Origin of the sequence: Solicola gregarius (assembly GCF_025790165.1) — a bacterium.
GTDB classification, from domain to species: domain Bacteria; phylum Actinomycetota; class Actinomycetes; order Propionibacteriales; family Nocardioidaceae; genus Solicola; species Solicola gregarius.
Window position 1 is genome coordinate 3,258,144 of record NZ_CP094970.1, and the last position, 23,474, is coordinate 3,281,617.

Consider the following 23,474-nt stretch of genomic DNA (forward strand, 5'->3'; position numbering starts at 1 on the left):
TCGTCTGAGGGGTACCCATGCAACGTCGCATATCTCCGCGCCCGTCCCGGCGCCGCTCCGTCGGTCGCCGGCTCGGCGTCACCGCCGCATTCGTCGCGCTCGTGGTCGCGCCGCTGTCGTACGCGTCGGCGAACCCGCCCGCCCCCGACGACGACCTGTGGTCGCCCGTCGACGCCCGACCGCTGGTATCCGACGACCTGACCCCGCGGGTGGAGCCGACCGAGTACGAGGCGTTCACCCTCGACGGTGACGCGATGGAGGCCCAGCTCGACGCGGCGCCGTCGGCCCGCAGCGGGTCCGGCCAGATCGTGTCTGTGCCGGCGCCCAACGGTGAGCTCGTGGACTTCGCGATCGCCGAGTCGCCGGTGCTGCAGTCCCGACTCGCCGCGAAGCATCCCGAGATCCGGACGTACGCCGGTCGCGGGGTCACCGACCCGTCGGCGACGATCCGGCTCGACCTGACACCGACGGGGTTCCACGCCTCCGTACGCGGCGCTTCGAACCAGGGCGCCTGGTACGTCGACCCGGCGTACAACAAGCCGGTTACGGGCAAGGCGAGCAACCTGTACCTCAGCTACCTGGGATCCGACCTACCCAAACCCGACGACGGCTTCTCCGAGACCGACGTCGAGGGTGTCGCGCAGCGGCTCGCTCCCGCACCGCGCAGTCGGGCCGCCGGCGAGGTCGAGATGCGCACGTACCGGCTCGCGTTGGTCAACGACCCGTCGTACGCCCGCTACTTCGGCACCGAGAACGTCCTTGCCGAGAAGACGACGCTGATCAACCGCGTCAACCACGTCTACAACGACGACCTCGCCATCCGGCTCGTGCTCGCCAACGGCTCCGACAAGCTGAACCTCGACACGATGGCGAAGGCGACCAAGCCCAACGGTCCCTGTGGGTCGCAGCGGTGCTTCCACCCGGTCGATCTGGAGACCTGTGGCGGTGGCACGCTCGATCGCAACGGTGTCGTCATCGGTCAGCTGATCGGCGCGCGCAACTACGACGTCGGCCATATCGCGCTCGGGGTGAGCGGCGGCGGCGTCGCCGGCCTCGGAGTCGTCGGCGGCCCGGGCAAGGCCGTCGGATGCACCGGTCTGCCGACGCCCGAAGGCGACTACTACGCGGTCGACTACGTCGCACACGAGATGGGGCACCAGTTCGGCGGCAACCACACGTTCGACGGCGCCAACGGCGCATGCTCCGGCGGCAACCGCAACCCCGGCACGTCGGTCGAGCCGGGCAGCGGCTCGTCGGTGATGGCGTACGCGGGCATCTGCGGCGGCGACGATCTCCAGCCGCACTCCGACCCGTACTTCTCGCAGCGCTCCATCCAGGAGGCGACCGCGTACGTGTCGAGCAAACGCCGCAAGCTGAGCGAGATCCAGACCGTCTCGCTCCGCGACTTCGACGCGGCAGACGATGCGTTCAAGCTCCGCACGAGCGAGGGTACGACCGCGAAGATCAAGCATGGTAAGGGCTTCACGGTCGCGAAGGTCCAGGCCGCGCTGACGAAGAAGCTGGGTGCCAAGTCGGTGAAGGTCACCGGCTGGGGCGACGGTCTCGTCAAGTTCGGTGATAAGGGCTTCTCGGTCGTGTTCCAGGGCAGCCGGGCCGGGAAGAACCAGCAGGAGCTGGAGGTCGTCCCAACGGGTGGCGACGTCTCCGGTCTCGTCGGGGAGACGCAGCACGGTGGTCCGAACGGCAACCACGGTGCCGTGAGCGCGACCGGCAACGACGCCCCGAGCGTCGACGCGCCTGCGGACAAGCGGCTTCCGGTGCAGACACCGTTCACGCTGGAGGCATCCGGTTCCGACGATCAGGACGCGCTCACGTACTCGTGGGAGCAGAACGACCGCGGCAAGGCGAGTGGCGTGGCGCTCTTCAAGCCGAAGAAGCTGGCGGGTCCGCTGTTCCGGATCTTCGGCAGGTACGCGAACGTGACGCCCGCCGGCACTCTGCAGTACGAGTCGCCGGGCCAGAACCACACCAGCGACGACCCGACGCGTACGTTCCCCGATATCAAGCAGGTGCTCGCGGGCAATACGAACGCCGGGTCGGGCAAATGCGCAGAGTCGAAGGGGCGCCGCAAGACGGCGTGCTACTCCGAGTGGCTACCGACGGCCGACTTCGTGGGGCGCAAGGGTGACCGGAAACTCCACTTCCGCGTCACCGCGCGCGACCACTTCGCCGAAGGCGGCGGCACCGCGCACGACGACGTGACGCTGACCGTCGCGCCGAAGGCCGGTCCGCTGTTCGTGACGTCGTTCGGGGAGCCCGGCGAGGCGGTACGCGGCACGCGTACGCAGCCGGTCGGCTGGCTGGTCAACGGTACGAACCGCCCGGCGTTGGCGCCTCGCGTACGAATCACGTTGTCGACCGACGGCGGCAAGACGTTCGACACGGTGCTCGCCGAGTCGACGAAGAACGACGGGACCGCGAACGTCACCTGGCCGAACGTCGATACGAAGAACGCGCGGATCAAGGTCGAGGCGGTCGGCAACTACTTCTTCGCCGTCAACGGCGCGGACTTCGAGATCTCGGCCGTCCAGTAATCACGCTGAGGAGAGGATTCCGGCCCGGCGACGAGAGACTTCTGGCCGTACTGCGGGCCGGGATTCTCTCCTCACCGGGCCGGGATTCTCTCCTCACCGGGCCGGGATCCTCTCCTCACCGGGCCGGGATCCTCTCCTCACCGGGCCGGGATCCACTCCTCACCGTGGTCTCAGAAGCCCTTGGGGAGGCCGGTCTCGGTGCAGATGTCGTCGCCGATGGACTCGGTGTCGTCGTCGGCGATCAGCTCGAACAGCTTCTTCGAGCGCTCCTCGTCCCACGTATTTGCGTCGGCGCCGGTGATCGGGACGGTGCAGTTCAGCCCGTCACCACTCATCGCGCCGCCGAGCGACCAGGCGAACCGGCCGAGCGAGATCGGGCCGACGTTCTTGCCGATGGTCAGCGAGTCGGCGGCGCTGGACGAGAGCTTGAAGTAGCGCACGGGATTCAGGAACGTCCACGGCGACTTCGCCTTGTCGGAGATGTTGCCGAGCACCTGGCGCTGATTCTGTACCCGTTGCAGATCGGACGTGGCGAATGCCTTACGTACCCGGGAGAACGCGAGCGCGTCGGCACCATCGACGTCCTGGCACCCCTTCTCGAAGTGCGCGCCGGAGTCCTTGTCGTCGATCTTCTGATCGGTGCAGATCTCGATCCCGCCGAGGGCGTCGACGATGTCGGCGAACCCGCCGAAGCCGATCTCGACGTAGTCGTCGACGCGGATGCCGGTGTTCTGTTCGATCGTCTCGACGAGCTTGTCGGCGCCGCCGATGGCGTACGCCCCGTTGATCTGCTGCTCGCCCTCGCCCGGAACGTCGACCATCGAGTCACGCGGGATCGAGATCAGCGCGGTGGGTCCGGAACCGACGTGCATCAGCAGCATCGTGTCGGTGCGCTGACCGCCGACGCTTCCGGTGCTGAGGTCCTTCTTCTCCTCATCGCTGAGACCTTCGCGGCTGTCGGACCCGACCAGCAGGTACGTGGTGCCCGGCTGGTCACCGGGACGGTCGCCGTCGGGCTCGGCGTCGACCTTCTCGATCTTCGACCAGGCCCACAAGGGCACGGCGATCATGAACACGATCCACACCAGGACGACGATCAGGATGATGTTGCGGACCGGATGTTTCCACCGCCGCGGCGGCTTCGGCGGGCGCTCCCGCGGCGGCTGCTGCGCGTCGCCCGATCCGGGAGGCGGGAGGTTCGGCGGCGGTAGCGGCTCGGTGCCGCCCGCGGGAGGTTGCTGGGGGTACTGCTGCTGCGCGCCCATCGCCTGGGTGGCGTCACCACCGGGTGGCTGAGCCGGTGGCTGCGACCCCGGAGCATCCACGGCCTGGGTCGCGTCAGGGTCCGGCGGCCGCTGCGGCTGGCCGGACGGCTGCTGTGATTGGCCGTCGTACAACCAGCTGTAGGCGTCGTCGGACGACGATCCGTCCGAGTTGGGGCGTTCAGGCATGACCGTGACGGTACCGGAACGAGCAAGTGTTATGGCGCACGGCGCGGCGTGCCGACCCGGTTCCACCGGTCAACTGTGCTTAACCTTTTTGGCAACTCGTGTCTTCCCCAACGAGAGGAATCGATGACTCTCGACCCCACACGAGTCGGCGACACCGTACGCGCGCGTGTCGATACCGACTCTGCCCGCATTCGGTTCCGCCGCGCCGTCGGCCTGGTGCTGATGACCTTGGTGCTGCCCGGGTCGGCTCAGCTGGTGGCCGGCAATCGCAGGATCGGTCGGATCGCACTGTGGACGTCGGCAGTGGTGTTCGTCACTGCGGGGGCGTTCCTCGTCGCGACGTGGCGCGACCGTGGGGTCGGCCTGTCGCTGCTCACCAACACCGAAGTGCTGTACGTCGTACGCGGTGTACTCGTCGTACTCGCGATCGGTTGGGCGGCGTTGTTCGTCAACGCCTGGCTGCTCGGCTATCCGCCCGATCTGCGCCGTGGGCAGCGCCTCGCGATGGTCGGGGTCAGCTCGTCACTGTGCATCGTCACCGCCGGTACGCTCCTCGCCGCCGCGCACATCGTCGCGGTGCAGCGCGACTTCATCACCCACGTCTTCGGCAGCACGGCGGTTTCCGAGCCCGAGAAGGGTCGCTACAACGTGCTGCTGCTCGGCGGCGACTCCGGATCCGACCGGGTCGGCCTGCGCCCGGACTCGCTCACCGTCGCAAGCATCGACGCGGAGACCGGACGTACGGTCCTCGTCTCGCTGCCGCGAAACCTCGAGCATGCGCCCTTTCCGGACGGTACGGCGATGGACAAGCGCTTCCCGCACGGCTTCAACCGCGACGGTGGCTACCTGAACAGCATCAACACCTGGGCCACGGAGCACGAGGAGCTCTTCGGCGACTCCGACAACCCCGGCATCGAGGCGACGAAGCAGGCGGTCGAGGCGACGACCGGACTGAAGATCAACTACTACGCGATGGTCAACCTGCAGGGCTTCCAAGACCTCGTCGACGCGGTCGGCGGACTCACCGTCGACGTGCCCGAGGAGCTCCCGATCGGCGGTGTCGGTGGGCCCGTCACCGGCCACATCCAGCCCGGCAAGCAGGAGCTGGACGGGTTCCATGCGCTCTGGTTCGCGCGCAGCCGCGCGACGTCCGACGACTACTCCCGGATGGCCCGGCAGAAGTGTGTGATGAGCGCCATGCTCGACCAGCTCAGCCCGCAGAAGGTGCTGACGAATGTCGATGACATCGCCGACTCGAGCAAACGGCTGCTGAGCACCGACGTTCCGGGCAAGGATCTCGACACGTTCGTCGACCTTGCCTTGAAGGCGAAGGGGCAGAAGATGTCGACCGTCTCGGTCGTACCGCCGAAGATCGACACCTCGGATCCGGACTTCGGCGAGATACGCAGTATGGTCGACCAGGCGATCGACAAGGCCGAAGGAAAGGCCGACTCGGGCGATCGTGAGAAGGGCAAGAACTCCGGCGACCCGCAGTACAAGGCCAACGAGGCCAACGACCTGTCGTCGGTCTGCTGAGGTCTGCGTCCCGGAGGGTCGAGCGGATGAGTACGCGCGTCGTCGCGGTCGTCGTCACCTGGAACCGGCGCGACCTGCTGGTCGAGGCGCTCGACGCGCTCCGGAAGCAGTCGGCCCCGGTCAGCGCGCTCGTCGTCGTCGACAACGCCTCGACCGACGAAACGCCGGCCACCCTGCGCACGTACGACGATCTCGACGTCGTCACGCTCGCCGAGAACACCGGGGGAGCGGGCGGGTTCGCGGCCGGCATCGAACGGGCGCTCGATGCTCATGCTCCCGACCTGATCTGGCTGATGGATGACGACACGGTCGCCACCCCGACCGCGTCGGAGCGGCTGCTCGACGTGTACGCGAGCGCCGACCCGACGCCGGTGGTGCTCGCGAGCCGCGTCGTGTGGACCGACGGCCGCGACCACCCCATGAACACCCCGCGCCGTAAGCCGCGGGCGAGCGCGGACGAGGTACGCCGCGCGGCGGCCGTCGACGCGATCCCGGTGCGCTCGGCGTCGTTCGTCTCGATCATGTGCGACGCCGACACGGTCCGTGAGCGCGGGCTGCCGATCGCCGACTACTTCCTGTGGAACGACGACTTCGAGTACTCAACCCGGCTGCTGCGCGGGCGTACCGGCCTGTACTGCCCGGACAGCGTGGTCGTGCACAAGACCAAGGCGTTCGGGTCGACCGACGCCGACCCGGGCTCGCGCTTCTACTACGAGGTGCGCAACAAGACCTGGCTGTTCACCCGCAGCCGGGGCCTCGCGCCGCTGGAGAAGGCGGTCTACGGCGGGTCGACCGCACGCCGGTGGATACGCACGATCGCCGCCTCGAGCGACCGACGGACCCTGTGGAGGGGACTGGGCCGCGGGCTGCGCGACGGGATACGCTCCGGTCCGCGAAGCAACGAAGTCGTGCTCCGAAACGTCCGCACGACAGACGGATCCAACGGAAACGACCGCCTGCCCCCGACCGACGGAGACTTCCCGACCTCATGAGTCCCGTGCCCTTCTCGTTGCTGCTCCCCGTGTACGGCGGCGACGACCCGAGATTCCTGCGCACGGCCTTCACCAGCGCGGTCAACGAGCAGAGCCGGCCGCCCAACGACGTCGTCCTCATCCAGGACGGCCCGGTCGGCTCGCAGCTCGCCGCAGAGATCGTGCGCATCGTCGCCGACAGCCCGGTGCCCGTGAAGCACATCCCGCTGGTCGAGAACGTCGGCCTCGGCCCCGCGCTCGACCGCGGCCTCGACGCCTGCGGCCACGGCGTCGTGGCGCGGATGGACGCCGACGACATCTGCGTGCCGCATCGGTTCGCGACGCAGCTCCCCTTGATCGAGGCCGGCGCCGACATCGTCGGGTCGGGTCTGATGGAGTTCGTCGACGACGTCGACCACGTGGTGGAGACCCGCGTACCACCCATCGGCGAAGAGCAGATCCGCGCGACCGCGCGGTTCCGCGACCCGTTCAACCATCCGACCGTCGTCTACCGTCGCGACGCCGTGCTCGCAGCGGGCGGTTATCAGGACATGCCGCTGATGGAGGACTACCTGCTGTTCGCGCGCATGCTGTCGAACGGCGCGATGCCCGTCAACGTGGTCGAGCCGCTCGTCTACTACCGTGTCGGGGCCGGTGCGTACGCCCGGCGCGGTGGCGTGGAGCAGCTTCGGGCCGAGCTGGAGCTGCAGCGCAGGTTCCGGGCCGAGCGCATCACGACCCGTTCCGAATACGTCCGCAACGTGGTCGTACGCGGCGGGTACCGGCTCGTTCCGGAGCGGATGCGGCGGGCGGCGTACCGACGCATCATCGCTCGCGGTGGTGGGCAGCGATCCGGCGATGCGACGAGCCGGCCGGACGATTCGGCTCCGGCGTGATCGGATCGTTAGACTGTCGGGCGCCGGCGGCATGCAGCCACGGCCTCGTCCTTGGCACCGAATCTCAATCGAAAAGGTGGAGTACGCAACGTGAACGCTGATCTTGTGGTGGTCGGATCCGGGCTCTTCGGACTGACCATCGCCGAACGCTGCGCGAACGAGCTCGGGCTCAAGGTGCTGATGCTCGACCGTCGCTACCACATCGGTGGCAACGCGTACAGCGAACCTGACCCCGACACCGGGATCGAGGTGCACAAGTACGGCGCGCACCTGTTCCACACCTCCAACAAGCGGGTGTGGGAGTACGTCAACCGGTTCACGTCGTTCACCAGCTACCAGCACCGTGTGTTCACCATCTTCAAGGGCCGCGTCTTCCCGATGCCGGTCAACCTCGCCACGATCTGCGAGTACTTCGGCAAGGCGATGAGCCCCGACGAGGCGCGCGCGCTGGTCGCGGAGCAGGCCGCCGAGATCGACGGCGCCACCGCCGAGAGCTTCGAGGACAAGGGCATCTCGCTGGTCGGGCGGCCGCTGTACGAGGCGTTCTTCCGCGGCTACACGCTCAAGCAGTGGCAGACCGACCCGAAGGAGCTCCCCGGTGCGACGCTGACCCGGCTGCCGGTGCGCTACAACTTCGACAACCGCTACTTCAACGACACCTACGAGGGCCTGCCGAGCGAGGGCTACACCGCCTGGCTGACCCGGATGGCGGATCACCCGAACATCGAGGTCAAGCTGGACACCGACTTCTTCGACCTGCGCTCCGACATCGTCGGCAACGTTCCCGTCGTCTACACCGGTCCGGTCGACCAGTACTTCGAGTACGCCGCGGGCGACCTGTCGTGGCGCACCATCGACTTCGACTACGAGGTCAAGCCGGTCGGCGACTTCCAGGGCACGCCGGTGATGAACTACGCCGACGAGGACGTCCCCTACACCCGGATCATCGAGCCGCGCCATTTCCACCCCGAGCGCGACTACCCGAAAGACAAGACCGTGATCATGCGCGAGTTCTCGCGGTTCGCGGTCAAGGGCGACGAGCCGTACTACCCGATCAACACCGCCGAAGACCGCGAGAAGCTGCTCAAGTACCGCGAGCTCGCGAATGCCGAGACGCAGGTGCTGTTCGGCGGACGGCTCGGTACGTACAAATATCTCGACATGCACATGGCGATCGGCTCGGCGCTTTCCATGTTCGACAACTTGGTACGTCCGTACTTCGCGGAGGGCGCGACCTTCGAAAGCGGAGGAGTAGAGGCATGACGCAGACCGAGGCGCCCGCAGAGGCGCCCCAGACAGTTACCAGGGTGCTGCAGCGCGTCGTGTTCCCGGCCGACCGCGACCTCGACGTGATGCCGCTGTACGTCGACTACAGCGCCGGCATGCTGATGACAGCGGATGAGCCGGGAAGTTCGCGTGCGGCCGCAAAGGAGTCGGCGGCGCCGGCGTTCGATGCGATGCAGTCGACACGCCGCCCCGAGAACGTCCTCGGTCGGCACCGGATGCGCATCGCGGCCGATCAGCGCGCGTCGTTCGGCACGTACTTCAACGGCTTCGCGGCCAGCTACTGGCGCATGTGGTCGGTGTTGTCCGAGGTCGTGCTGCGCGTGCGCGTACGCGGCGATGCCGCCGTGATCGTGTACCGCTCCACGCCCGACGGTCGTTCGCAGCGGGTCGACTCCGCGAACACCGACGACGACCCGAGTGGCGAGTTCGCGTTCCGGCTACCGCTCAAGCCGTTCGCGGATGGCGGTTGGTACTGGTTCGACGTGTTCGCAGGCGGCGACGACGCGATCCTCGAGGAGGCCGCCTGGTGCGCGGACGTCCCGGTCGAGCGGGCCCGCCAGGGCACCGTGACGATCGGCATCACGACGTACAACCGGCCCGACTCGTGCGTCGAGCTGCTCGGCCAGCTGGCGAACGACAAGGACGTCATGGAGCGCATCGACGAGCTCATCGTCGTCGACCAGGGCAACCAGAAGGTCGCCGACGAGGCGCTCTTCGGTGAGGTCGCGGCCGCGCTCGGCACGAAGCTGCGGATGATCGACCAGGGCAACATCGGCGGCTCGGGCGGCTTCGCGCGCGCGCAGTACGAGACCGCCAAGGCCGGTGTGAGCGACTACGTACTCCTGCTCGACGACGACATCGTCGCGGAGACCGAGAGCGTCCTGCGCTCGCTCGTGTTCGGCGACCTGTGCACCAACCCGACCATCGTCGGCGGCCACATGTTCAGCCTCTACAAGCGCTCGCAGCTGCACAGCTTCGGCGAGAAGGTCAACCTGTACCACTTCTGGTGGGGACCGGCGCCGCACGTACACCCCGAGCACGACTTCTCTGCGCACGGGCTGCGTAGCACGGGGTGGATGCATCGCCGCGTCGACGTCGACTTCAACGGCTGGTGGATGTGTCTGATCCCGCGCACGGTGATCGACGAGATCGGTCTCGGGTTGCCGCTGTTCATCAAGTGGGACGACTCCGAGTACGGCATTCGCGCCCGCGAGGCCGGCTTCCAGACCGTCACGATGCCCGGTGTCGCCGTCTGGCATGTGCCGTGGACCGATAAGAACGACGCGCTCGACTGGCAGGCGTACTACCACCAGCGCAACCGCACGGTCGCGGCGCTGCTGCACTCGCCGTACGACCGCAGCGGGAGCGTGATCCGGCAGAGCTTCCGGCACCAGATCAAACACCTGTTGTCGATGCAGTACTCCACCGCCGACCTCCGGCTCGATGCGCTCGAGGACATCCTCCGCGGCCCCGAGCACCTGCACGCCGAGATCGGGACCAAGCTGGCGGAAGTACGCGCGAAGCGAAGCTCGCACGCCGATGCGCAGATGGCGCCGCATCCCGACCGCTTCCCGCGCGTCCGGCTGCGCAAGCCGCCGAAGCGCGGCCGCAGCGCGGGCGACATCAGCGGCATGATGGGCAAGGTCGTCGCCGCGGGTATGTCCGGCATCAAGCAGTTCCGCCCGACGCGCGCGGAAGCGGAGTTCAACCCCGAAGCACAGATCGCGGCAGCAGACGCGAAGTGGTGGCGGCTCGCACAGTTCGACTCCGCCGTCGTATCGACGACCGACGGCACGTCGGCGTCGTGGTACAGGCGCGACCGCGACACGTTCAAACGGCTCCTCACCCGCACGGTCAGCCTGCACGAGCGGATGCACCGCGAGTGGCCGCAGCTCGTCCGCCAGTACCGCGCGGCGATGGACGACCTCACCGGCTGGGAGGCGTGGGAGCGTACGTTCGCCGACGCCGAGGCCAATGCGACGCTGCCGAGTAGCGCCGCCAACGGGACGCCGCCCGCCAGCGAGCCAGGAGAAAGCACGAGTACCTCGTCATGACGATGGCGCCTGAGCGCGCGGACGACCATCCGCACGGTCCGTTACGACCTCCTGGCGAGGCGAGCGGCCTTCTCGGGGTTTTCCGCCGGCGCTACCTGCTGAAGCTGCTCGTCCAGAAGGAGCTGAAGAACCGCTACCAGGTCAGCCTGCTCGGGCTGCTCTGGAGCTACATCAAGCCGGGCTTCCGGTTCGTGATGTACCTCGTCGTGATCGGCGTCGGCCTGAAGATGGGTCGGGAGGTCGAGAACTTCCCGCTGCACATCCTGTGCGGGCTGATCATCGTGCACATGGCGACCGAGTCGATGAACTCCGGCACGAAGTCGATCACCAGCAACCGCCAGCTCGTGAGCAAGATGAACGTACCGCGCGAGATGCTGCCGATGACGTCGCTGCTGGTCTCGTCGTACCACACCCTTCCGCAGTACGTGATCCTGATCATCGCCTGCATCTTCACCGGCTGGACCGTTTCCGTGACGGGCACCGTCGCGGTGCTGCTCGGATTCGCGATCATCTGGCTCTTCGGGCTCGCGTACTCGATGATCGCGGGCGCTCTGAACGTCGTGTACCGCGACTTCAACAACTTCTCCCAGACGCTGTCTCAGATGGTCATGTGGTTCACGCCGATGATCTACGCGTGGACCCACGTCACCGAGCTCGGCCCGGCCGTGAGCGTGCCGTACCAGTTCAACCCGATCGCGATGTCGGTGATGCTGACCCAGCGCGGATTCTGGTACGAGACGATCGAGGACCGTCCCCCTGGCACGTTGCCCGACGACCTGTTGCTCAAGGGCGGCATCATGCTCGTCGCGATGGTCGTCCTCGTCGTCATCGCCCAGCGGGTGTTCGCGCGCCTCGAGGGCCGATTCGCGGAGTACATGTGATGGCACAGTCGGTGGTCGTCGACCAGGTTTCGAAGAAGTTCAGCCTGCACAACGCGCGTACGCTCAAGCAGCGATTCGTCGCGGCGCGCAAGGGCGTCGCGATCAACGAGTCGTTCATGGCGATCGACGACGTGTCGTTCGACGTGCAGGAGGGCCAGTCGATCGGCCTGATGGGCCTCAACGGCTCCGGCAAGTCGACGATGCTGCGGCTCATCAACGGGGTGCTCCGCCCCGACTCGGGTGAGGTGCTCGTACGCGGGCGCGTTGCCGGGCTGATCGAGATCTCGGCCGGGTTCCAGAAGCAGCTGTCGGGGCGGGAGAACATCTACCTCAACGCTGCACTCAACGGCATGAGCGAGGCGGAGACGAAGGGGAAGTTCGACGAGATCCTCGACTTCGCGCAGATCGACAAGTTCCTCGACACGCCTGTGCAGCACTACTCGTCGGGGATGAAGGCGCGACTCGGCTTCGCGGTCGCGATCGCCGCAGACTCCGACGTGTTCATCATCGACGAGGTGCTGGCCGTCGGCGACCCGCCGTTCAAGAAGAAGTGCATGAAGCGCATCCACGAGATCCGGAGCGAGGGCCGGACCGTGTTGTTCGTGAGCCACAACACCAACCAGGTACGTAAGCTGTGCGATCGCGCGATCGTGCTCGAACGCGGTCGGCTGGTCTTCGACGGTTCGGTCGACGAGGCCGCGAAGCGCCTGCACTACGACGCCGACGACGACCTCGACCCCGACGGCTCCGCCGACTTCTGAACGCTCAGCGTCCGTGGAGCGCGTCGACGACGGTGACGTGCTCGTCGGTCTTCAGGGCGTCCAGCCGGTCGTCACGCGGGTGCGCAACGAGGACGACCGAACCGTCGGCGGCCAGCGCACCGAGCAGGATCTCGACGGTGTCGGCGTCGGCCGTCGGGCCGCCGGTGAGTACGCGGGGCGGTGCCGTCGCGCGCCATCCGGCGGCGCGGCGTTCGGCCGCCGCGACACAGTCGTCGTGGTTCCACTCGTCGCCGGAGACGACCACCGCGGCGGTCTGCTTGCCCGGCGGGTCGTACGCGGCGAAGTGGTCGCCGTGGCCGAGCACCTCGGCGTTGTAGTCGATCACGCCCGGCGGGAGCGGACCCGCGAACCGTGCGCCGAGCGGGCGCAATGAGAGCGCAACCACCTCGTCGGCGGACGGCAGCGTGGCGTCCAGCGCCTCTGGGCCGACGACCGCGACGTCGTACGCGGTGTCGGTCGGGCTCAGGTGGACGACACACCCGACCTCCCACGCGGCCAGCATCCATACGGCGCGCTCCCAGTGCGGCGGCAGGTCGATCGCAACCGTCGACGCGGGGCCGGCGGCGAGGGAGTCTTGCAGCATGTTCGCCGTCTTCGCCACCCAGTTGGCCGTGGTCGCTCGGCTCAGCTCGACACGTTCGCCCGTTGCGAGGTCGTAGAACGTCAGCAGGGGCCGGGCGGGATCGCGCGCGACCGCATCGGCGAGGAGGTTCGGGATGGTCACGTGGCCGAGCCTAGAGGTGGTCCCGTTCGTGTCCGCTGTGGGCCGCTACGGGTCGACACCTTGTGGTCCGTTACGGCTCTACCGCTTGAGCAAGTGCCCAATGACGGACGCCGTAACAGACCACAAGCCGAGCGCCGCGGTCGTTGCCCATCGTTTCTGCAGCATTGGTGCTCGTTCGAGTGCGGCAGAGGCTTCCGGTGACCGTTGTTGGGCGCCGATAGAACGGGTGGTGCGCCCATGCACCCGCGTACGCCGGCGATACGATGATCGCAATGCGCGCCATCATCATCGCCGGGGGCTTTGGTTCGCGGCTGAGACCGCTGACGACCCGCCACCCCAAGCACGTACTACCGGTTGCCGGTGTGCCGTTCCTGATGCACCAGATAAGCAAGCTCGCCGATGCCGACATCACCGAGGTCGTGCTGGCCGCGTCGTACCGTGCCGACCAGTTCGAGCCGATCGTGACTGCGGCGAAGGGGATCGGCGTCACCGTCCGGGTCGAGACCGAGGACCACCCGCTCGGCACCGGGGGCGCGATCCGGCATGCCGCCGAGTCGATGGCGATGCGTCCCGACGAGGGGGTCGTGGTACTCAACGGCGACCAGCTCTCGGGCCACAGCATCGCCTTGCAGGCAGAGGAGTTCGCGGCTGCCCGCGCCGACGTGAGCCTGCACCTCGTCGAGGTCGCCGACCCGCGGGCGTACGGCTGCGTGCCCACCGATGACGCGGGACGCGTCACTGCCTTCTTGGAGAAGTCGCCCGATCCGGTCACGAACCAGATCAATGCGGGCTGCTACGTGTTCCGCCGTTCGGTGATCGATGCGATCCCGGCCGGCGCCGAGGTCTCGGTCGAGCGCGAGACGTTTCCCGAGCTGCTGCGTTCCGGTGCTGCGATCATCGGGCATGTCGAGGATCGCTACTGGCTCGACGTCGGTACGCCGGAGGCCCTCGTGCAGGCCTCGCGCGACATCGTGACCGGCGCCGTGCGCACGCCCGCTTACCCGTACACGCCCTCCGAGCGATACGTCGAGAGCGGTGCAGAGGTGCATTCGAGGGCATCGGTGCGTGGTGGCTCCGCGGTGTCGCGTGGCGCGCGGCTCGGCGCGAACGCGCGGGTCGACGGCAGCGTCGTGATGGGTGGCGCCGTGATCGCCGACGGTGCCGCCGTCATCGACTCGGTGGTGGGCCCGGGCGCACGTGTCGGCATGCGTACGACCCTGCGGGGGACCGCGCTCGGCGACGATGCGATGGTCGGAGCCGACTGCGAGCTCACCGCGGGTGCCCGCGTGGCGTGTGGCGCGACCATCCCCGACGGCGCGATTCGCTTCAGCAGCGGCTGATCAACCGTCGAGCGACGCGCCCGCGGCGTGGTCGGTGCCGTAGGCGCGGTCGAGGATGCGCAGTCGCTCCCGGAGCGCGCCGAAGGCGACGAGGGTCGCCTCTCGAGAGGCGCCGTCGGCGGGCGTGATGACGACCCGGCCGCCGTCGACGGCCACCCGGAGCACCGTGTCGTCGGTGGCACCGAGCGCCACGGCGATCACGTCGTCGTCGAGGGCGACGAAACCTCGGGGCCGCGCTGTACCGGCCCCGACCGCCTGGCGCACCGCTTCGTTCGCGCCGAGTCCGAACAGGTCGCCCTGCTCGTCGCGGATCAGCGCCGCGGCCCCCGGTCCGGCGTCGTCGCAGAAGTACGCAGGCGACAGCCCGCGTACGACGGCGACGGGAAGGCGGGCGACCTTGCCGGTCACGAGGTCGGCCGCGGCCGCGATCTCATCGGCTATCGCCGGGGCGGTCACCTGGAGCTCGTTGCCGTGCGGGTCGCGCACGCCGGCGTACGACCGGAGGGGCCAGAGCCCGGCACACCCGATCGCCATATCGGCCTGGCCGATCCGCCACGCGCGCCCGGCGGTGTCGGTCACGACGACGCCGAGCCGGCCGGTAGTCCGGGGGTAGCGGCGCGTCAGCGCGGTACGCAACACCGCCGCGTCCGCGTCGGGGTCGGTCGGGAGGGTGACGGCAGTGCCCTGATCGGTATTCGAGGCGTCGACCCCGGCGGCCGCCATGGTGAGCCCGTGCTTCGTACGGACGATCCGGGTTGCACCACGGCGGGCGACGACCCGTTCGGTCGAATCGTCGACGAGTGCCTCGCGGTCGGTCGTCGTCACCAGGCCGGCCGCCTTGCTCACCGCCTTGCTGGTGACCACGACCACGTCGTACGCACCGAGCGGACCGTCGAGCCGGGCCGAGATCAGTTCGGCCAGGTCATCGCCGGGTCGGACCTCCGGCATGCCCCGGACGGGCACGATCTCCAGCGGGGCCGGATCATCCGGGTCGGGCGCGGCGTTCATCGCGCCAGCTCGGCGGCGAGGTCGAGGGTGTCTTGGGCCATCGTGGCCGTTGCGTCTGCGTCGGACATCAGCAGCGGGACCGCGCGACACGCGATCTGGGCGTCCGAGAGCTCATCGGCCGCCGCGCGATCGCGCTCGTCGACCAGCCAGCCGTCGACGACCCCGCCGTTGCTGCGGGCCCCGTAGTGCCGCGCGACCCCCGACGCGCTGACCTCGATGCCGAGGCCACCGAGTAGCTGATCGGCCATACCGCGTACGGCGGCTCCTCCCACGATCGGCGAGACGCCGACGACGGGACCCGTGGCGGCACGTACGGCCTCGCGGATACCCGGCACCTCGAGGATCGTGCCGATCGATACGATCGGATTCGACGGCGGGACGATCACGGCGTCGGCCGCGGTGATCGCATCGAGGACGTCCGGTCCGGGTTTCGACTGCTCGACGCCCACCTCCACGACCCCGCGCACGGGTACGGATGCACGCATGTGTACCCAGTACTCCTGGAAATGCACCGCTCGCCGGCCGCTCGCCGCCGACTCGTCGTCGATCACGATATGCGTCTCTACGCGATCGTCGCTCATCGGCAGCAACCGGACGCCGGGCTGCCAACGTACGCACAGCGCCTCGGTGACCTGGGTCAGCGTGTACCCGGCGCCGAGCATCTGGGTCCGAACGACGTGCGTGGCGAGATCGCGGTCGCCAAGGCCGAACCAGGTGGGTTCGACGCCGTACGCCGCGAGCTCCTCCTTGGCGTGCCAGGTCTCGTCGGCTCGACCCCAACCACGTTCGACGTCGATGCCGCCTCCGAGTGTGTACATCAAGCTGTCGAGGTCGGGGCAGACCTTGAGGCCGAAGAGCCAGACGTCGTCGGCCGTGTTGCCGATGACGGTGAGGTCGTCGCCCGGGCGGAGTATCGAGCGAAGTCCGGTCAGGAATCGGGCGCCGCCGATCCCACCGGAGAGTGCGGTGAGGTGCATGGAACTCATTGTGCGGCACCGGATCCGACTGCCGCCCCCAGAGGCCTTGCGGAAGGGCATCGCCGCGGTCGCGTACCCGGCCATCCCGCCGCCTGCGTTCACGGTGACTCGCGGAGGTCCAGTCCGGATTCGCTCCCGCACATCGGCAACCGAGCGCCCGGGACCGTTCCCTATCCAGCGCCCCTCTCCGCATCACCCCTGACCTATGGCAGGCTAGGTCCGGACCTAAACACCTGGTGTGGGGAGAAACAGTGGTTACCGAATCCACCAAGAAGCTCCGTGAGCTCTTGGCGTTCGTCTTGCTCGGCGTCGTAGCGGCGCTCGTGCTGGTGTCGTTGTCGTTGCTCTTCAAGGACTTCGGGCCCGGCGTCGAGTTCAGCTTGAAGGCCGCCATCGTGCAGGGCGACCTCGTCAACCCGGTTTACGTACTCCTCGTCGTGGCGGCCGTTCTTCTCGTCACGCACCTAGGTGAGCCGACCAAGCAGGCACGCACGATCACGATCGCTGCGCTGGCGCTGCTCGGCGTGATGGGCCTGCTCGGGCTCATCACCTGGATCGCGAGCCTCGGCGTCGAGGACCGTGCGCTGGAGAGCATCCTCGGCGGGCTTGGCGGCCTCGCAGGGGCGGAGAAGGTCGGCGGCACTTTCGCCATGATCGTCCTGCTCGCCTTCGTCGGTGCCGCGATCTACTTCTGCCTGGTCACCCTCCAGGCGCTGCCGTCGACGCCGAAGCCCCAGCAGCAGTGGGCGGGTGCTCAGCAGGGCCAGTGGGGTGGCCAACCGCAGGCCGGCGCTTGGGGCGGTCAGGCGCCGCCGCAGCAGTGGGACGGTCAGGCCCAGCCGCAGCAGTGGGACGGTCAGGCGCAGCCGCAGCAGTGGGATGGTCAGGCGCAGCCGCAGCAGTGGGATGGTCAGGCGCAGCCGCAGCAGTGGGACGGTCAGGCGCAGCCGCAGGACGCAGCCGGCTCCTCGTGGGGTCAGCCGCAGGAGGCGGCACCGGGTCAGTTCGGTCAGCCTGCGTGGGGTCAGCCGCAGCAGCCGGATCCGCAGCAGCAGTCGTGGGGTCAGCCGCAGGAGAACCCTCCGGGGCAGTGGGACGGTCAGAGTGAGCCGCCGCAGCCTGCGTGGGGTCAGCCGCAGCAGCCGGATCCGCAGCAGCCGTCGTGGGGTCAGCCGCAGGAGAATCCTCCGGGGCAGTGGGACGGTCAGAGTGAGCCGCCGCAGCCTGCGTGGGGTCAGCCGCAGCAGCCGGATCCCCAGCAGCCGTCGTGGGGTCAGCCGCAGGAGAATCCTCCGGGGCAGTGGGACGGTCAGAGTGAGCCGCCACAGCCTGCGTGGGGTCAGCCGCAGCAGCCGGATCCCCAGCAGCAGCCGTCGTGGGGTCAGCCGCAGGAGAATCCTCCGGGGCAGTGGGACGGTCAGAGTGAGCCGCCACAGCCTGCGTGGGGTCAGCCGCAGCAGCCGGATCCCCAGCAGCAGCCGTCGTGGGGTCAGCCGCAGGAGAATCCTCCGGGGCAGTGGGACGGTCAGAGTGAGCCGCCGCAGCCTGCGTGGGGTCAGCCGCAGCAGCCGGATCCCCAGCAGCAGCCGTCGTGGGGTCAGCCGCAGGAGAATCCTCCGGGGCAGTGGGACGGTCAGAGTGAGCCGCCGCAGCCTGCGTGGGGTCAGCCGCAGCAGCCGGATCCCCAGCAGCAGCCGTCGTGGGGTCAGCCGCAGGAGAACCCTCCGGGGCAGTGGGACGGTCAGCTGCGCCCCGAGGAGCAGACGACGCAGGCGTGGAGTCCAGCGCAGGACAGCGCCGAGGACTCCTCCTGGGGGCAGCCTCCCGCGTCGAGCAACGACGAGACGAGCGTATTCGACCCGGCCGCCGATGAGTCGACGGACAGCGAGTCGTCCGAGACCGACGAAGGCACCGAGTCCAACGATCGTCCGGGCTGGTGGAACCCGAGTTCCTGAGACCGGATCGGTAGCCTCGACGCTGCGCCCGCACGGTTCCCGTGCGGGCGCGTGTCGTGTTCGGGCCTGCGTATAGCAGGCCGCGGCTTGACTTTCGCGTATTGCAGGCATGTAATTTCATACGTGTCGTTACTTCTTGCTCTCGGGTACGGGGAAGCGACGCACACCAACGGGGTCTAGCAAGGGGTCAAGGAGGCGAGACCATGGCAGAGCCAGAGCTGCTCCCGGTTGACGCCGAAGAAGAGTTGAGTTGGCAGGAGCGCGCTTTGTGCGCGCAGACGGATCCGGAGGCGTTCTTCCCGGAGAAGGGTGGGTCGACACGCGAGGCGAAGCGTGTCTGCACCACGTGCGAGGTACGCGACGAGTGCCTCGAGTACGCCCTTCTCCATGACGAGCGATTCGGCATCTGGGGAGGGCTTTCGGAGCGGGAACGCCGGAAGCTGAAACGCAGGGCGGTGTAGAGACCGGGGGGTTGCCGGGGCGCCGCACGGCGCTGGGTCGCGATCTGCGGCGGCTGCGTGCGGTCGGTGGGTGCGTGTCCGTCGATGGCGGGCCGTGTCTCCGATGACTGAGAACGCGCGGTTTGTGCGCACGCCTTAGAGTGGTCCGCGCCCCAGGCCGTGTTGGCCTACCGCCGACCCCGAAGGTATGCATGACCGCAGTTTTCGAGGACGAGCACCCGCCCGACCAGGCGTGGCTCTCGAATCCCCCCGACCGTCGCTGCGGTACTCGTCACGCACAACGGCGCCCGCTGGCTTCCTCAGACGCTCGCCGCGCTCGGCGCCCAGACGTTCCACGCGGGCAGCGGAATCGCGGTCGACGTCGACTCCAAGGACGATACGCCGGCGCTGCTGTCGGGGACGTTCCACGAGTCGTTGATCGTGCGTGTCGCCTCCGGCACCGGTTTCGGCGATGCCGTACGCGCGGGCCTCGACGCGCTGCCACGCACCGAGTGGATCTGGCTGCTTCACGACGACTGTGCGCCGGCCCCCGATGCACTCGAGCGGCTGCTCGACGACGCGCTCTCCACCGGAGCCGACGTCGTCGGCCCCAAGCTCCGGGAGTGGCCGACGCTTCGGCGGCTTCTGGAGGTCGGCGTCTCGATCACGGGCACGGGCCATCGCGAGACCGGACTCGAGCGCGGCGAACCCGACCAGGGCCAGCACGACCGCGCACGCGACGTACTCGCGGTCAGCAGCGCGGGAATGCTCGTGCGACGCGACCTGTGGGACGCCCTCGGCGGCCTCGATCCCGAGCTTCCGCTGTACTTCGACGATGTCGACTTCGGCTGGCGCGTCGCCCGACACGGCGGTCGTACGCGCGTCGTTCCGCGGTCGGTCATGTTCCACGCCGAGGCGAGCGCCCGGTCGCAACGTCCGACGGCGCGGCGGGTTCACCCGAGCCCGCGCCGCGACGCGCGCGAGGGCGCCCTGTACACCCTGCTGAGCAACGCGAGCCTGCCGGGATTCTGCTGGCAGTCCGTGCGCCTGTTCGTTGGTTCGTTGCTGCGCGTGATCGGTCTGGTCCTGGTCAAGGCTCCCGGCGACGCTCGTCAGGAGCTCGCCGCCCTGTTCTCGGTCTACGTACGCCCATGGCGGATCCTCGCCGCGCGCCGACGCCGGGCCGCGACCTCGACCGTCGCACCCGGCGACGTACGTCACCTGCTGCCGGCGTGGACGATCCCGTACCGGCATGGCATCGACGAGGTCGGCGACGTGCTGTGGGGATTCGCGAGAACGCCCGACGCGGAGTCGTCCGGTCGTCGTGCGATGGTCGTCGAGTACTCCCATGTCGCCGACCTCGATGACGAGGCCGAACCCGACCGGGGGCTCGTCGCCTTTGCGCGACGCCATCCATGGGCGTGTGTCGTCGCGGCCCTGACGGTCGTCTCGCTGGTCGCCTGTTGGGGCCTGATCGGTGGCGGATCCCTTTCGGGGGGTGCGCTGCTTCCGGCACCCGAAACGACCGGCGCGTGGTGGAGCACCTTCGCCGCGTCCTGGCACGACGTCGGTCTCGGCAGCGACGCGTTCGGCCCGCCGTATGCGTTCGTGCTCGCCGCGTTGTCCGTGGTGACGTTCGGCCATCCCGGACTCGTCGTCGACGTGGTCGTGATCGGCGCCGTCCCGCTGGCGGCGCTCACCGCCCACCGTCTGGCGCGACGGTTCCTGTCGTCCGGCCGGCTCCAGATCGCGTGGGCACTCGCGTACGCATTCGCCGTCGTCGCCTCCGGCGCACTCGGACAGGGGCGCTTCGGCACGCTGCTCGGTCTCGTCCTGGCGCCGGTCGTCGTCAACTCGTCCATCTCGCTCGTGCAGCGCTCGTCGCTGCGTCGTGGCTGGCAGGAGGGCCTTCGGGTCGGGCTGTGGCTGAGCCTGCTCACTGCATTCGTGCCGATCGCGTACGCGTTGACCATCGGTGGGCTCGTGATCGCCGTCGGCCTGCGCGGCCGCGGGCGTGAGTGGCTGTCGCTGGGCCTGGCCGCGGTCGTGCCGTTCGGCGTCCTCGGTCCCTGGATGTGGGAGCGTGCGCTCGACCCGGGCCTGTGGTGGTGGGAGGCCGGGCTCGCCGACGGCGGGTTCGGCTCCTTGGAGCCCACCGTTCTCGACATCGCGCTCGGCCAGGCCGGTGGGCCGTACGCCGCGCCCGCGCTGTTCGGGGTGGGACTGCTCGCCGTCGGACTGGCCGCGCTGATCCCCGCGCGGAGACGGCAAGCGGTGTTGTGGGCGTGGCTCGTCGCGTTGATCTGTCTCGCGTTCGCCGTCATCGGTGCGGGTACGACCTTCGAGGTGCCCGGTATCTCGGGGGAGACGTCGGCATGGGTCGGTTTCGCCACGGTCTGCTGGCTCACAGCCCTCGCCGCCGGTGGCGCGATCGCGCTCGACGGTCTGGGGGCGGGTGAGGGGCGCGCGCTGGGTCGTACGCTCGGGGTCGCCGGACTCGTGGTCGGGCTGTCCGCGCCGGTGCTGATGGCCGGTTGGTGGGTGCTGCACGCCGACGGCGGCGCGGTCGGTCGGGGTGACCCGAGTGACCTGCCGGCGTACCTCGCGGCCGACGCGGAGCGGACGGGCGGATCGGTTGTCGTACTCGACACCGCAGACGGCGCGGCGTTGACGTACTCCGTACACACCGACGACGGGCCGCGACTCGGCGATGAGTCGGTCATGCCCGCCACCGACGCGAATCCGGACTTCGCCACCCTCGTCTCGGCGCTGGCCTCCGACCCGACCGCCGACGACGTCGAGGAGCTGGCGGGCTATGGGGTCCATGCGGTCTATGCCAGGCCACCCGTCGACGAGTCGGTGACGGTCGCCTTCGACTCCGCGCCAGGCATCACCCCGTCGGGGAGCAGTGTGCCCGGCTCACGCGTGTGGATGCTCGAGTCGCCGGCCGATCCTCCCGAGGGCGACGGCAACGCGCTGCGGCCGTGGATCGTCGCCGCCGAGCTGACCGTCCTGGTCGTGGTCCTCGTGGTCGCGACACCCGGCAGGCGCAGCAGGAGGCGGGCATGAATGAGTGGCGAGACCGAATCGTGGAGGTTGCGCCATGAGTAGACGGATCGAGACGCCGCGGCCGACAGGAGGCGGCGGCGCACGTACGACCGTGCTGCTCGCGGCAGTGGTCGTGCTGGTCGTGGCGGCGTTGCTTGCGGTCGCCGCCACTCGTACGAGCGGCGACGACGTGGCGCCGGCCGCGACCGAAGGCATTGCCGGCACCGCTCCGATCTCGGCCGTCGGGAGGGCCTGCGCGACGTTCGGCACAGCGAAGACGACGCCGCCCGCGCTCGACGTCGGAAGCACGACTCTGCAGTCCGACGACGCGTCGGGCGACGGGTCCAGTACCGCTGCGACGTCTCCCGATGGGAAGGACGTGTCGGCGTTGAAGCTCGACGGCCCGGGTACGTGGGCGGACGCGTCGGTTCCCGGGGGGAAGGCATCCGCCGTCATCGTGGACGCCCGCGGCGGTCTCGCGCCGTACAGCAGCGCGTTCGCCACGACCCGGCCGCCCGGTGCGCTCGGGTCGGGCCTCGCCGTTCAGGGCTGCCCGTCCGCCCATGCGGAGTCGTGGTTCGTGGGCGCGGGTAGCACCGCCGAGCATGCGTCGACTTTGGTGCTGACGAACCCAGGAGAGGTCGAGGCGGTCGTAGACGTCGCGATGTACGGCACCGACGGGGAGGTCAGCGTCGTCGGGGGTGCTGGAATCGTCGTCGAGCCCGGCGACACGACGCGACTGCCGCTCGAGCGGTTGGGCACGGGCGAGGACGAGCTGGCGCTGTCGGTGCAGACGAGTCGCGGGACGGTGTCGGCGTCGGTGCTCGACGCCACCGGCGAGATCGCCGCCCACCGGGGCTCCGATTACCTGCCGTCGGCCGCCGCTCCGTCGACCGACTCCGTCGTCGCGGGCGTACCGGCTGGGGCCGACGGCCGTGAGCTGGTCATCGCCAATCCCGGCGACCGTGCCGCGAACGTGTCGATCAGCGTGCTGGGCAAGGACGGCGAGTTCACGCCGAGTGGGTTCGAGAGCGCGTCGGTCGGCGCGGGTGCGGTCAAGAAGCTGGCCCTGCCCGACCAGGTCGACAAGGCGGCGATGTCGGTCCGCCTCGAGTCGGAGGTTCCGGTCACGGGAGCCGTTCGTGCGCTGTCGTCGGACGACGTCGCGTACGCCTCGTCAGCCGATCCCTTCAGCGGTCCGGTCGCCGTTCCCGTGGCGATCGACGACACGTCGGTGGAGGTCGCCGCGTCGTCGGCGGAGCTGCAGGGCACGACTGCGCTGCAGGTACGCGCGTACGACGCCGGCGGCAAGTCGGTCGGCAAGGCCGACCTCGAGCTGGAGGCCGGCCGGACGACGGTGTTCGACCCCGTCGACGAGACCGGCGCTTCCGACGCCGCGTACGTCACCCTCGCCTCGTCCGGGCAGGGCGCACGCGCCGCCGCGACGTTCGCCGACGGCGAAGACTGGAGCACCGTGCCGCTGACCGAGCTGCCGTCGACGGTCGTCCGCCCCGCGGTCGGATCGCGGGGGCTGCGCTGACCGACGGGTCGGCGGTGCAGGAGCGTCGG

At 69.0% G+C, this 23,474-nt stretch carries 17 protein-coding genes; 13 read left to right on the top strand and 4 right to left on the bottom strand.

Going from position 1 to position 23,474, the window contains the following annotated elements; all coding sequences use genetic code 11:
- Positions 1-17 precede the first annotated feature (17 nt).
- On the top strand, positions 18-2,555 hold the full coding sequence (locus tag L0C25_RS15950; protein WP_271632666.1) for a M12 family metallo-peptidase: 2,538 nt from the start codon (positions 18-20) through the stop codon (positions 2,553-2,555).
- Positions 2,556-2,725: 170 nt separating this feature from the next.
- On the opposite strand, the gene L0C25_RS15955 is transcribed toward L0C25_RS15950, so the two are convergent.
- Complete coding sequence (locus L0C25_RS15955) at positions 2,726-4,006, bottom strand: LCP family protein (RefSeq protein ID WP_271632667.1); 1,281 nt, start codon at positions 4,004-4,006, stop codon at positions 2,726-2,728.
- 123 nt (positions 4,007-4,129) lie between these two features.
- Between L0C25_RS15955 and L0C25_RS15960 the strand changes: the two genes are divergently transcribed.
- The 7 genes from L0C25_RS15960 (at position 4,130) to L0C25_RS15990 (ending at position 12,392) form a co-directional block, all read left to right on the top strand.
- Positions 4,130-5,542, top strand: a complete 1,413-nt coding sequence (locus L0C25_RS15960) for an LCP family glycopolymer transferase (RefSeq protein WP_271632668.1) — start codon at positions 4,130-4,132, stop codon at positions 5,540-5,542.
- A 26-nt stretch (positions 5,543-5,568) separates the two neighbouring features.
- On the top strand, positions 5,569-6,534 hold the full coding sequence (locus L0C25_RS15965; RefSeq protein ID WP_271632669.1) for a glycosyltransferase: 966 nt from the start codon (positions 5,569-5,571) through the stop codon (positions 6,532-6,534).
- A complete protein-coding gene (locus tag L0C25_RS15970) occupies positions 6,531-7,409 on the top strand; it encodes a glycosyltransferase (protein WP_271632670.1) in 879 nt (292 codons plus the stop codon). The genes L0C25_RS15965 and L0C25_RS15970 overlap by 4 nt, the downstream gene beginning before the upstream one ends.
- 90 nt (positions 7,410-7,499) lie before the next feature.
- Complete coding sequence (gene glf / locus L0C25_RS15975) at positions 7,500-8,672, top strand: UDP-galactopyranose mutase (RefSeq protein WP_271632671.1); 1,173 nt, start codon at positions 7,500-7,502, stop codon at positions 8,670-8,672.
- Positions 8,669-10,750 (top strand): glycosyltransferase, encoded by a 2,082-nt coding sequence (locus L0C25_RS15980; protein WP_271632672.1) that lies wholly within the window; start codon positions 8,669-8,671, stop codon positions 10,748-10,750. Before glf ends, L0C25_RS15980 begins: the two co-directional genes overlap by 4 nt.
- Complete coding sequence (locus L0C25_RS15985; RefSeq protein WP_271632673.1) at positions 10,747-11,631, top strand: ABC transporter permease; 885 nt, start codon at positions 10,747-10,749, stop codon at positions 11,629-11,631. Before L0C25_RS15980 ends, L0C25_RS15985 begins: the two co-directional genes overlap by 4 nt.
- On the top strand, positions 11,631-12,392 hold the full coding sequence (locus L0C25_RS15990; RefSeq protein WP_271632674.1) for an ABC transporter ATP-binding protein: 762 nt from the start codon (positions 11,631-11,633) through the stop codon (positions 12,390-12,392). Before L0C25_RS15985 ends, L0C25_RS15990 begins: the two co-directional genes overlap by 1 nt.
- Before the next feature lie 4 nt (positions 12,393-12,396).
- Here L0C25_RS15990 and L0C25_RS15995 read toward each other — a convergent pair whose 3' ends face one another.
- On the bottom strand, positions 12,397-13,137 hold the full coding sequence (locus tag L0C25_RS15995) for a TIGR03089 family protein (RefSeq protein ID WP_271632675.1): 741 nt from the start codon (positions 13,135-13,137) through the stop codon (positions 12,397-12,399).
- Positions 13,138-13,409: 272 nt separating this feature from the next.
- Here L0C25_RS15995 and manB point away from each other — a divergent pair, with 272 nt between their 5' ends.
- Positions 13,410-14,477, top strand: coding sequence for a mannose-1-phosphate guanylyltransferase (gene manB / locus L0C25_RS16000; protein ID WP_271632676.1), 1,068 nt, complete (start codon positions 13,410-13,412; stop codon positions 14,475-14,477).
- Here manB and cofE read toward each other — a convergent pair whose 3' ends face one another.
- Together cofE and cofD are read right to left on the bottom strand one after the other, a co-directional pair.
- Positions 14,478-15,485, bottom strand: coding sequence for a coenzyme F420-0:L-glutamate ligase (gene cofE / locus L0C25_RS16005; protein WP_271632677.1), 1,008 nt, complete (start codon positions 15,483-15,485; stop codon positions 14,478-14,480).
- The gene (cofD, locus tag L0C25_RS16010; protein WP_271632678.1) at positions 15,482-16,462 is read right to left on the bottom strand and encodes a 2-phospho-L-lactate transferase; all 981 of its coding nucleotides are present in this window, start codon (positions 16,460-16,462) and stop codon (positions 15,482-15,484) included. Before cofD ends, cofE begins: the two co-directional genes overlap by 4 nt.
- Before the next feature lie 251 nt (positions 16,463-16,713).
- On the opposite strand from cofD, the gene L0C25_RS16015 reads away from it, so the two are divergent.
- From L0C25_RS16015 to L0C25_RS16030, 4 genes are all read left to right on the top strand, one after another.
- Positions 16,714-18,417 (top strand): hypothetical protein, encoded by a 1,704-nt coding sequence (locus tag L0C25_RS16015; protein ID WP_271632679.1) that lies wholly within the window; start codon positions 16,714-16,716, stop codon positions 18,415-18,417.
- A gap of 203 nt (positions 18,418-18,620) precedes the next feature.
- The gene (locus tag L0C25_RS16020) at positions 18,621-18,878 is read left to right on the top strand and encodes a WhiB family transcriptional regulator (RefSeq protein ID WP_271632681.1); all 258 of its coding nucleotides are present in this window, start codon (positions 18,621-18,623) and stop codon (positions 18,876-18,878) included.
- A 243-nt stretch (positions 18,879-19,121) separates the two neighbouring features.
- Positions 19,122-21,926, top strand: a complete 2,805-nt coding sequence (locus L0C25_RS16025) for a glycosyltransferase family 2 protein (protein WP_271636842.1) — start codon at positions 19,122-19,124, stop codon at positions 21,924-21,926.
- Between the two features lie 34 nt (positions 21,927-21,960).
- Positions 21,961-23,445: a DUF5719 family protein gene (locus L0C25_RS16030; protein WP_271632683.1), complete on the top strand. Its 1,485-nt coding sequence runs from the start codon at positions 21,961-21,963 to the stop codon at positions 23,443-23,445.
- The last annotated feature ends 29 nt before the right edge of the window (positions 23,446-23,474 follow it).

Bases quoted from the DNA above. Each gene is read 5' to 3' on its own strand.
- L0C25_RS15990 (WP_271632674.1), top strand. From the start codon at position 11,631: ATGGCACAGTCGGTGGTCGTCGACCAGGTTTCGAAGAAGTTCAGCCTG.
- cofE (WP_271632677.1), bottom strand. From the start codon at position 15,485: ATGAACGCCGCGCCCGACCCGGATGATCCGGCCCCGCTGGAGATCGTG.
- cofD (WP_271632678.1), bottom strand. From the start codon at position 16,462: ATGCACCTCACCGCACTCTCCGGTGGGATCGGCGGCGCCCGATTCCTG.
- L0C25_RS15960 (WP_271632668.1), top strand. From the start codon at position 4,130: ATGACTCTCGACCCCACACGAGTCGGCGACACCGTACGCGCGCGTGTC.
- manB (WP_271632676.1), top strand. From the start codon at position 13,410: ATGCGCGCCATCATCATCGCCGGGGGCTTTGGTTCGCGGCTGAGACCG.
- L0C25_RS15950 (WP_271632666.1), top strand. From the start codon at position 18: ATGCAACGTCGCATATCTCCGCGCCCGTCCCGGCGCCGCTCCGTCGGT.
- L0C25_RS16030 (WP_271632683.1), top strand. From the start codon at position 21,961: ATGAGTAGACGGATCGAGACGCCGCGGCCGACAGGAGGCGGCGGCGCA.
- L0C25_RS15970 (WP_271632670.1), top strand. From the start codon at position 6,531: ATGAGTCCCGTGCCCTTCTCGTTGCTGCTCCCCGTGTACGGCGGCGAC.
- L0C25_RS15985 (WP_271632673.1), top strand. From the start codon at position 10,747: ATGACGATGGCGCCTGAGCGCGCGGACGACCATCCGCACGGTCCGTTA.
- L0C25_RS15955 (WP_271632667.1), bottom strand. From the start codon at position 4,006: ATGCCTGAACGCCCCAACTCGGACGGATCGTCGTCCGACGACGCCTAC.
- L0C25_RS15980 (WP_271632672.1), top strand. From the start codon at position 8,669: ATGACGCAGACCGAGGCGCCCGCAGAGGCGCCCCAGACAGTTACCAGG.
- L0C25_RS15965 (WP_271632669.1), top strand. From the start codon at position 5,569: ATGAGTACGCGCGTCGTCGCGGTCGTCGTCACCTGGAACCGGCGCGAC.
- L0C25_RS16020 (WP_271632681.1), top strand. From the start codon at position 18,621: ATGGCAGAGCCAGAGCTGCTCCCGGTTGACGCCGAAGAAGAGTTGAGT.